This window comes from Rhizobium sp. C104 (assembly GCF_022354505.1).
Classification (GTDB): Bacteria; Pseudomonadota; Alphaproteobacteria; order Rhizobiales; family Rhizobiaceae; genus Rhizobium; species Rhizobium redzepovicii.
Genome location: NZ_CP092354.1, coordinates 28,619 through 38,611, shown reverse-complemented (window position 1 = coordinate 38,611; position 9,993 = coordinate 28,619). Strand labels below are relative to the sequence as shown.

Annotated in this window: 9 protein-coding genes and 2 pseudogenes; 1 reads left to right on the top strand and 10 read right to left on the bottom strand. The window is 57.3% G+C overall.

Going from position 1 to position 9,993, the window contains the following annotated elements:
• Positions 1 to 77 precede the first annotated feature (77 nt).
• The 8 genes and pseudogenes from MF410_RS34175 to MF410_RS34140 all read right to left on the bottom strand — a co-directional run bounded on the left by MF410_RS34175 (position 78) and on the right by MF410_RS34140 (position 6,678).
• Positions 78 to 640, bottom strand: a pseudogene (locus MF410_RS34175) (VUT family protein).
• A gap of 15 nt (positions 641 to 655) precedes the next feature.
• The gene (queC, locus tag MF410_RS34170) at positions 656 to 1,357 is read right to left on the bottom strand and encodes a 7-cyano-7-deazaguanine synthase QueC (protein WP_239621217.1); all 702 of its coding nucleotides are present in this window, start codon (positions 1,355 to 1,357) and stop codon (positions 656 to 658) included.
• Between the two features lie 14 nt (positions 1,358 to 1,371).
• The gene (gene queD / locus MF410_RS34165; RefSeq protein ID WP_239621216.1) at positions 1,372 to 1,728 is read right to left on the bottom strand and encodes a 6-carboxytetrahydropterin synthase QueD; all 357 of its coding nucleotides are present in this window, start codon (positions 1,726 to 1,728) and stop codon (positions 1,372 to 1,374) included.
• Entirely contained in the window at positions 1,725 to 2,357 is a 633-nt protein-coding gene (gene queE / locus MF410_RS34160) for a 7-carboxy-7-deazaguanine synthase (RefSeq protein ID WP_239621215.1), read from the bottom strand. The genes queD and queE overlap by 4 nt, the downstream gene beginning before the upstream one ends.
• Entirely contained in the window at positions 2,357 to 3,454 is a 1,098-nt protein-coding gene (gene dbpB / locus MF410_RS34155) for a DGQHR domain-containing protein DpdB (protein WP_239621213.1), read from the bottom strand. Before dbpB (MF410_RS34155) ends, queE begins: the two co-directional genes overlap by 1 nt.
• Entirely contained in the window at positions 3,372 to 4,739 is a 1,368-nt protein-coding gene (gene dpdA, locus MF410_RS34150) for a tRNA-guanine transglycosylase DpdA (RefSeq protein WP_239621211.1), read from the bottom strand. The genes dbpB (MF410_RS34155) and dpdA overlap by 83 nt, the downstream gene beginning before the upstream one ends.
• On the bottom strand, positions 4,736 to 5,857 hold the full coding sequence (dbpB, locus tag MF410_RS34145) for a DGQHR domain-containing protein DpdB (protein ID WP_239621210.1): 1,122 nt from the start codon (positions 5,855 to 5,857) through the stop codon (positions 4,736 to 4,738). Before dbpB (MF410_RS34145) ends, dpdA begins: the two co-directional genes overlap by 4 nt.
• Complete coding sequence (locus MF410_RS34140; RefSeq protein ID WP_239621208.1) at positions 5,854 to 6,678, bottom strand: hypothetical protein; 825 nt, start codon at positions 6,676 to 6,678, stop codon at positions 5,854 to 5,856. The genes dbpB (MF410_RS34145) and MF410_RS34140 overlap by 4 nt, the downstream gene beginning before the upstream one ends.
• Before the next feature lie 535 nt (positions 6,679 to 7,213).
• Between MF410_RS34140 and MF410_RS34135 the strand changes: the two genes are divergently transcribed.
• On the top strand, positions 7,214 to 7,789 hold the full coding sequence (locus MF410_RS34135; protein ID WP_239621206.1) for a hypothetical protein: 576 nt from the start codon (positions 7,214 to 7,216) through the stop codon (positions 7,787 to 7,789).
• A gap of 199 nt (positions 7,790 to 7,988) precedes the next feature.
• On the opposite strand, the pseudogene MF410_RS34130 reads toward MF410_RS34135, so the two are convergent.
• Positions 7,989 to 8,764, bottom strand: a pseudogene (locus MF410_RS34130) (SOS response-associated peptidase).
• A 57-nt stretch (positions 8,765 to 8,821) separates the two neighbouring features.
• On the bottom strand, positions 8,822 to 9,874 hold the full coding sequence (gene ligD, locus MF410_RS34125) for a non-homologous end-joining DNA ligase (protein WP_239621204.1): 1,053 nt from the start codon (positions 9,872 to 9,874) through the stop codon (positions 8,822 to 8,824).
• Positions 9,875 to 9,993 lie beyond the last annotated feature (119 nt).

Genomic DNA, 9,993 nt, shown 5'->3' with positions numbered 1-9,993 from the left:
TCGCCCGCGCGGCGTGACATGTCGTTGTGGCGCCGGCCGACAAGAGTTGTGGGGACCCCGAAGATTATCGGTATCCGTCAAGCTGGCGTGAGTCCCAAGCGTCTATCACGATTGCGGATCCAGAAGAGCACCGGCAGCGCGGCAATAACCATGATTGCCTTGCCGACGACTTGTCCGGCGAGGAAATCCAGCGAACCGAACGCCAACCAAAGGAACATGACGCTGTCGACGACGAGGCCGGCAACGCTGCTCGCCAGTGCGGCTTTCACCAAACCCTTCTTCTGCAAGGGGTGAAAACGAGCAAATCGGCGACCTCAGATGACAGGAAAGCCGCTGCGGATGCGAATGCGAGAGCAGGGGCCGTGAAGGTCGTCGAAAGTGCGGCGCCGACAAGGATGGCACCGAATGCCCAGGCCAGGCCGAGCCGGCGCTGGACAAGATCACGCAGAACCAGTGCAAGGCCGACCAAAAGCACACCGCTCGGCGCGGTCAATCCTGGTCCGACCGGAATGATACAGGGACCATTTGGAACACATACCGTGCCGACATGCCCGATCATGTAGTTCGCCAGCGGGATGCAGGCCATGAACCCGAATAGAAACAGTGCGCCTTCAATATGTTGTCTGCTTGTCGCGTTCATTCGATCGCCCTCGTCTCAAACCTGTTCTGCAACAAACCGTTGATATCCATTTGCCCGCAATTCACAGGCCGGACACGTACCGCACCCATATCCCCAATCGTGGAGGTCGCCCCGTTCGCCAAGGTAACAGGTGTGGCTTTCCTTCACGATGGTCTCGACAAGTTGCGAACCGCCGAGACGTTTGGCCAACCGCCAGGTGTCGGCCTTGTCCAGCCACATCAAGGGGGTGTCGAGGACGAACCGCTTTTCCATGCCGAGATTGAGCGCGACCTGCAAGGCCTTAATCGTATCGTCGCGGCAATCCGGGTATCCCGAGTAGTCTGTTTCGCACATGCCGCCGACGATGTGTTTCAGCCCCCGTCGATAGGCGAGTGCCGCAGCAAAGGTCAAAAAGATGATGTTGCGGCCCGGCACGAACGTGTTCGGAAGACCGGTGTCTTCCATTTCGATGGCGATTTCGCTGGTCAACGCCGTGGTAGAAATCTCACCGAGCGAGGCCAGCGAAATAGTATGATCGTCGCCCAGACGCTCCGCCCATACCGGGTTCATAGCGCTGAGTTCCCGCCGCAGTGTGTCCCGGCAGTCGAGCTCGATCCGGTGTCTCTGGCCGTAGTCGAATCCAACTGTCTCGACCCGTTGGTATCGTTCGAGTGCCCAGGCAAGGCAGGTTGACGAATCCTGTCCGCCGGAAAACAAAACGAGCGCTGTTGCGGTCATTGGCCCTTTACCTTTCAGTTGCCATCAAATTCCGCCCAGCACATGGGCGTTTCGAACACTTTCACCGAACTCAATTCGGGAAGAAGCGGGCGGACCCTGGTCCATATCCACGTCGCGATGTTTTCGGCTGTCGGATTCTCTAGCCCCTCGATGTCGTTGAGAGTGTGGTGATCAAGTTGAGCGAGGAGCGGGCCGAAGGCCCTCTCTAGGTCGAAGAAGTCAATGACGAAGCCCGTCTGCGGATTGACCTTGCCGTCGAGTTGCAGTTCGACCCGGTACGAATGGCCGTGCATCCGGTGGCACTTGTGCGTGGCGGGCACATGTGGCAGCCGATGGGCCGCCTCGAAGGTAAATGCTTGGGTGATTTTCATGGGATCCCGATGATCTTGTGCGTTTGAAGGGACAGGCGCCACTTGGGGTTTTCCAGACAGTATTCTGTCACGGCGACTGTATTTTCAGCCCGACGCGGTCCATCCATGGGCTGCAGGAAATAGTGTTCAAATCGAATGTCCGGCAGTGCTTCCGGGAGGAGGTCGGGCTGCGGAAAAACGAGCTTTAGTTCGCTTCCCGCCCGCAGGTTCAATGGCGCTCCTGCTTTCGGGCTGACGCAAATCCAGTCGACGCCTTCAGGCGGTTCAAGCGTGCCGTTGGTCTCGATGGCAATCTCGAACCCTTGGCGATGAACCGCATCAACAAGGTCCGCATCCAGTTGCAACAGCGGTTCACCGCCGGTGAAGACAACGTAGCGCCGATCCGCCGCCTCGCCCCAAGTCGTCGCAATCGCAAGGGCGAGAGCCGCCGCGGTTTTGAATTTTGCGCCGCCTACGCCGTCCGTTCCAACGAAGTCGGTGTCGCAAAACTTGCAGACTGCTTGGTCGCGATCCTCTTCACGCCCCGACCAAAGATTGCATCCGGCGAAGCGGCAGAATACGGCGGCGCGGCCGGCCTGTGCGCCTTCTCCCTGCAACGTCTTGAAAAGTTCTTTGACCGCGTAGCTCATCACATGCTCGCCTGCTTTGGCTCAACAACATCGGCCCGCCGACGCTTGACGTCGGCCCGCACGATACCGATGAGGTACTGTGCCAAGGTGACGATGTCGCGGTTGACGTTCTGCACGGACTTCCAGTGACGTCGATCTCCATCACCAAAATTCCATTCACCTGACGTCCAGGCCGTATTGTCGACCAGGCACGCGAGACCCCTGGAGAAGTCTTCCCAGCTTCTTGCGCCGTCAAGAAGGGCGAGGATCTCCATGACGTAGCCGAGCGACATGATCCCCGCGCCGTGGACGAGTCGCGACGTCTTGGGCGTGTGACCTTCCCATTCGTCGCGAAACACGAACTGAACGGCCCGATAGAATTCGCTGATGAGGCGGAAGCTGAGATCCGCGCCGTCGGGGTCCCGCATGAGTTCCCGCATGACGCCATCGCTCATCGAGTTGATCACGACCCGCTGGATGGCAGTGTCTCGAATGATGCCGGTCGGATTAGTGTGCTGGTAGATCTTCCCCTTGAGCGAGGACCTGTCATCATAATTGAGACGGGCCGCCAGATCGGCGGCAACAGAACGATCGCCCAGCCGGCGCGGAAGCCCGCGGACAGTGGGGAGCAGTTCATAGATCAGCGACTTTGGCAGCGGTCGTGTATTATTGATCAGGACAAACTGGCGTCGCAATTCTTCCTCGTCTCTGCAGACGATGGCGGACACGAAAATCTGAAAATCCTTTTCCTCGACCTGACTAAGCGCCGTAAGGCGCTGCTGGCCGTCAACGACGAGACCCGGTGCCCCGCCCGAGATATCAATCTCCACGGTGCATCGGCCGTCTGAACCTTCCTCGATGATCTTTATTCCGGTCGTAAAAGCGACGACAATCGGATTGGGCAAGATCGCTTCCGGTTTTTCCAGGTAGTCGCGAATTTCACGAATGTGACCCGCAATCTGCGGGCGCTGAAAGCCGCTCAGCGCGCCATCGACATTGCGGGCAACCCGTTCGATCACGGCGAAAGACTTGAGGTCAGACGCTTTCGCTGCAAACGAAAGAACCGTGTGCGTCTCGCTCTGTTTTGCTCGGATGGCCGGAAAATTGATTAGGGTCATTGTTATCGCTATTGCTTGGAAGTTGATCGACAAGGGCGTTGTAGACGCCGAGATTATGGATGCCGCGCCGTTTATTGCGGTTGCTGGCCCGGAAAAGCACGACTTCGATGGAAAGTGCCGAACAGATCGGACAAGCGCATTTCTTCCACGGCCGGTCGACGAGCGTTCGCTTGTATCGCTCACGAAGATCCTTGACCGCTTTGGCGTCCGGCAGTTCTTCGACGGGTGACCCCGTCACGGCCGGTGCCGAGTAGGCGATCACGGTATCGAGCGTTTCCTCGAGCCCAACCTCACCGCGGTCGTAGGCCCGCAACGCCGACAGGGCCTTCTTTTCCATCTCGACCAGCGTTTCCTGGTGAAGCGCACCTCGTTTGGCCAATCGCATGAGTTTGGGATTCTCTAATGCCTGCGGCACCCGTATGGCAGTGTAATAATCGAGTTTGCCGCCCTTGGAGGGTAGGTAGTAATTTGCCTTCGCATCCTTGAAAGCGCGGATGAGAGGAGAGGTCGTATCGAAGCTGGTGATATTGAACGAACCGAAAGTGTTAATCTCGTCTGCTTTCGCGAAGCCAAGGATGTGGATTCGGATCGATGCTGGTATGATGTCCCGAATAGCCGCCAGGCATGATTTGATCTGAGATGCCTTCAATGGGACGGTACCCCCAAGGGCGAGATAGTCGTAGCCCATCGCTACAAGGCGACGGGCACCTTCGGCCATGCTGCCGGGCGACCACCCTTGGATGACTCCGAGAGGCGTGAATCGAGCAGACATATGTGCTGTCGCCGTCCGGAATGCTGATGCATTTTCAAGCGTGATCTCGAAGCGGCGCCGCGCCTCTTCGGTACCGCCATCCATCCCCTTCAGGCCTTCGTCGAAATCGAAAATGATATGGTCGACGGAGCATCCATGGGTGAAACGGGCATCATCGTAGAACTCGGCCGTGTCTTCCGGCGTGTAAGGCGGCTTATCTTCTTTATGGTAGGTAAAGGCGCCGCAATCGCCGAAGATCGGGAGATGTTCGAACGGTGGCTTGTCGAGGCGTAGGAACTCACGAGCACCCACGCGCCGGAACCGCATAGCCTGCGCTTCCGTGTATTTGCCGCCGACCGCAGCGCCTCCAACGATGCCTCTTGAGACCAGCATTCCCTTATAAGGCGCGTAACCCATGATTTCGTGCGGGTATGCGTCGTCCCAATAGGGCGTGCGGCCCTCGGAATAGCGGTCGCGAAGAAAATCGTAACCGGGATCCACATGGTCGAGGCTGTCGGCGAAAATAAACTTCATCGCGATGCCTTCGATAGTTTGCGATCTAATTGGATCAGATACTGGGTAAGGCGATCGATGTGCAATTGGGTCCCTTGAACTTCATTCCACTTCCAGCCGAGTTCATCCCATTTGCCAGAAGTCCAGCAGCAATAATCGCGAAGTCGGGCGAGCGATCGGCGGATATCATCCTCGCTGTCGCTGACGCTTTCCGCACGGAGCATAATCGGGTCCATTAAGGCACCCATCGCGCGAATGCCAGCCATGTGCATGAGGCGGCTTTTTTCAGGAGCTATGCCCCATGCGTCCGGAAACGTATCCCGGACTGCAGACCAGTATTTCGCCAGAACGTGGAACATTTCGTCTGCGTCGTTCGTGCCATCGACGCTCGAATATTGGCTCAGCGCACTCGTTGGAGCCTTTAGGTTGATCTTGATTGCAGCAATCAAAGCGGAATCGCTGACGACCGCGGCGCCCTTCTTCTGATCCGATCGGCGTTTCACAAGTTGGAAGAACGGTGATGCCTTGTGGCTGTTCAGGAGATTGCACAACTCGCTCGGCAACTTGTTTCCCGCCAGGTCGCGCGGCAGCAGCGTACTGACTTCCGGCAAGAGTTCATTGATGAGCCGCGTATCGAGCGCCTTCACCTTGTTAACCAAGATGAATTGCTGACGCTGGACCTCAATATCTTGCGAAACGAAAGCGATGACCGGCACGGGAATGTCTTTGTTTTCGGCCCGAGACAAAGCAATTGATCGCTGCTGGCCATCAACGATCCAAGCGATCTTCTTCCCGTCCTTCCCGATGGGGAGATGCAGAGTTCCCGACGTCCCGATCTCGACGATGTCGGAAGGTTTGCTTCCTCGCGCGGCCTTAAACTGGACCGCGTCTGACAGCGCAAGAATGATAGCGTTGGGAAAAAGAACGGGGCCACTATTCAGAAATTCAACAATGGAGTTCACATGGCTGCGGATCTCCTGCCGCTGGAAGCCCTCCAGTTCGGCTTCATCGCGTTTGATGCGGCTGATCTCGGCAAACTGCAAGACCGCAGAACCGGGCAGGAAAAACGCGTAAACGTCAGTTCCGTAGCCTTGCTGCGTCCGAACTGCGCGGACGATCATTGACTGGCCTGGGTTCATGGCTCCGCCCTTTCGGCGCGGACCGTCGCAGCAAGCTTGGCAAACCGGCTCTGCTCGCACGCGATGCCGAGGTCATCGCGAAGCTTCCTCAGGAGACGTGTTGAACGACCCTGGACCGAATCCCATTCTTCGCGGATGGTCTTCAATAGGTCGTCGTCACTGAGCCGGACCCCAGCTTTTGAAACCGGCCTTTCCCACCGGCCCTGTGCGGATAAAACACGAGCAGCGTGGTCTGACGCATCACCGTTCGGGGATGCTGACAATATCTCATCCACGAAATGACGAAGGGCCCGCTGAGCGAAGTCGCCAAGGGTACCGGGTGACGGGCCGCCGTCGAGGCGACGATCGTAAGGCATGAGATAGGGCTTCAGGTCAGCGTCGATCTTAAATTGCTCCGATCCAGTGAAAATCCGAATTCGGCCGTCTGAAAAGGCGGGCAAGGCCTTCAGAAACCTAGTGAGCATTTTGAGATAGTTCGCCGGAAGAGCCACCAGCAGAAGGGCATGATCAGTTTCTAACCGCGCCTCAAACCGAACGACCTTGTCTTGTGTCGAAATCTCGTCCCACCATTCACCCTCGCTCGTACCTATAGGAAGCTTCGACAGGATCGAGGAAGGAAGGCCTCTCACCACAGTGAGGTCATATGCAGGGATCACGTCGTTTGCTTTTACGAGGCCGAGACCTGCCGATGCAATAAAAAGGTCGGCATTTGCGATCGAGGCGGCATTTTTTGCCTCAAGCATACCGCGGCCAGCATACACACTGCTCGCTTCGGCAACGCCAACCCCTCCAGCGACCCGACTGCGCCATTCGTCACCCACGGAACGAACAGATCCCTTCGAAAGACCCGTGGCAACGAGTAAGGGATCTGGGGAAAACCGTTTCCGCATGGTGCAAGCTGTAAGAATGACTGTCATGCTATAGGCCCGGACAAAACTGCAAATCACTTTCGACGGTGAAAATAACTGCGAGTCCAAAGCAGTTCAACGAATAACTGCAACTGACTCAATATCATCCCCAATAACTGCGGCCCATCTCGCCTGGACCGTCGCTGACGCGACAGCCTAGGCATTGACGATACATCACTCAGCGCCCTCACACTCGATTGCCAACCGCTACCGTCGGCGCCCATCCGACAATTGAGGGCGTCGAGGTCCTGCATTACAGCGGATGAAATTGGCCGTGCCAAATCGCGCCCCGTTCCCTGTTGGCCCTGCCGGATCCCCCGGGCCGCGCAACGGCTACGCCGTCCTTCTCTTCGTTCCGGCCCAGGGGTGCGCGCCCCTGACGGCATCCGGCTGACGGACCTCCGTAACGGGTCGCGATCGTCGGGACTCCCCTGGTGGAGGTGAAGAAATGAATGAAAAGGAAGAAGAAAGTCAGGCGGGCTGTCCGAGAAGAACTCCTTCTTCCAGGCTTCTGATCCTAGCTTGCTCAGCAACAAAGAAGGGTGGACCGAGATACATGCCTGCCATTGACAGGTACGATGGGCCACTATGGCAAACCCTGCGCACGACCGATCCCAGAGGCGAAATGGCTCAAACAGCCTTTTTGTCCGCCCATCTTGGTTTTCGTGCCGCCAGTGCGCCAATTGAGATCTACAGTACCCAGATGACGCAGCAAATCGCTGCGGCCATGAAGGCCGGAAATCTGGGGACTCGCTGGCCGCAGCAAAAAACGCAACGGCGGGTTATGCCCTCAGGAGAACATCCCGGTATGCATATTGCGAGCATGACCGATTTTGGCCGCTATCCCTTTTCTTCTGTCGCTCTTGCCGGCGGTCATCGCTATGTCGAAATCATGCAGGAACTTCTCAGGCTCTTCAGGATCGACGGGTATGTTGACGAACATGCCGTGGTTACCGTTATCAATGGGCCGATTGGCGAGATGCGCCGGGATCTTCGTAAATGGTTGACCGCTCGTGAGTTGTAGATGGTTACTAGAAGTCCCGCGATGACCAGTGAAAGCCTTGCCGGAAGGCGACCTTGATCACGTCGCGTTGCACTATTCGCCTGATTATATGCCGCTCGGGCGGAACTTGCCCGCGCCAACTCCAAAGCTGCGTTGGGGCATCTTTAGATGTCTTTGCTTGAGTGTTCCTTAGAAGTGTGACGCTCCTATATAAACCTCGTCACAGCAACAGGCTTGGTTCGACCGGTTCGCCCGACTTGGCGACGATTGAGGAGCCGTAAGGCTCTCGCGACGAAATGATCAATGCGTCGTTTGGGAGAGGCCGGGCCAGATGCTTCGCCTCATCCCACGGCGCCCGCATCCAGCTTGTCGGTCTCTTCCTTTGTGATCAACAAAACAGGCATGGCCTTCTCGTGGATTGGTTTGACGAGATCGTTCGGATCCGTGGTCAAGAAACCATATAGATCGTCGGTCGTGAGACCGTCCCGGACCTTCCGGACACTCTTCCATTGAGGCACATGGATGCCGGCGAAGAACATCAGCGATTTTGCTTCGTCGCGAGCAAACCAGGCATTTGGAACTTTTCCGCCGTCTGCCTGGCTTGCTGGATCCGGTTCGGCAAAGCTGGTGACCGGGACGAGGCATCTGGTGTTCGATGCCGAACCATCGAGTCCAGTGCGGGAAGTTGAGCTTGCGCACGTTAGTCGTGCCACGGTCGGCCTCCATTCGAATCAACTCCTCAAGGTCAAAGGGCCTACCCTTGGCGACCAGTTTCTCGGCCTTGGTCTTTGCTGCCTTTTCGAGGGCGAAGCGGGGCGAGGGCAGTCCCCAGCGCGCATGGACCAATTGCTTCTTGCCGTCCGCAGTATTGCGCACGATCGGCCCCATCTGGTCAGGGTTCATCTGATAGGCCGGCATCAGGTTGACCATGCTTTCCGCGTCCTCGGCCCACTTCGAGACCCAGTCCTTGTCTTCCATCCGATAGAGGTTGCACATCGAACACCGTCCATTTTGCTCAAGAGTGAGTCAATGTAGCGGACGCCGTTGATTTCACTAGTCGAGGCGGAAGATGTCGGCATTATCCTGCCGTTCTCTCAGACCTTTATAGGATGGATGTCGCAGTTTGTGGTCCGCGGTCCATGCCCGAAACTCGATCTCGGCGATCAAAGTCGGCTCGACCCAGATAATGTCCGCTTTTCCGGAATAGGGAACAGGTGGCTGCTTTTGCTTCCAGCGCAGTTTGTCCAGCATCTTACGTAGCTTGTTCGTCTCGGCTTCCCTAAAGCCTGTACCGACGCTCCCGACATGGACAAGATCGTGATCGCGGTAGGCAGCGAGCACGAGCGAGCCGAAGCCGGCAGACGACGCCGTCGACGGCTCATACCCGACGACCATGAACGCTTCGCTCTGGACGCATTTTACCTTCACCCAGTCACCGATCCGACCGGAACGATAGGGCTGATCGAGGTTCTTGCCGACAATGCCTTCCAGCCCCAGGCGACAAACATGCTCAAGCAGCACGGCCGGTTCGGCGTCGAGAGTTTCAGAAAGACGAATTGCACCGTCCTTGCCATCAAGCGTGTCTTCAAGAAGATGCCGGCGCGATCGATATTCGACACCGCGCAGGTCATGTCCGTCGAGATAGATGAGATCGAAGGCATAGAGGACTGCATCGGAGGCACGGTTGCCGGTCATCTTTCCGGAGGCACCCAACGACTGCTGAAGCAACCCGAAGTCCGGCCGCCCTTCTTCGTCAAGGACAACGGCCTCGCCGTCGATGATCATAGTGGCAGGACCGAGCGCACGGGCGGCTGCTTCGATCGCCGGAAACCGATGCGTCCAGTCATGGCCACCGCGTGTCAGGATGCGGATCCCTGCTGGCTCGATATGAACAGCCAAGCGATAGCCATCCCATTTCAGCTCCCAACTCCACTGGTCGCCGCGTGGCGGATGCGCCTTCAACTGCGCGAGTGCCGGCTCGACGCGGTCAGGCATCGGGTCGAACGGCAACTGTGGCTGCGCGGGATTGCGTTTCCCGCGCGGCTTGGAGCGGATCGGGGCTTCGGCATCACGAAGGAGCGGTTTAGATCTCGGAGGCTTCGTCATTCCGAGACTTCAGCAGATAAATCTTAAAAACACGCTGAAGATCTCGTACTGTCCCCACTATGCACGGGAACAGTGCGCGCACCCGAACCCAGAGCAAAAATTCTTTCTGGCTTTAGGCA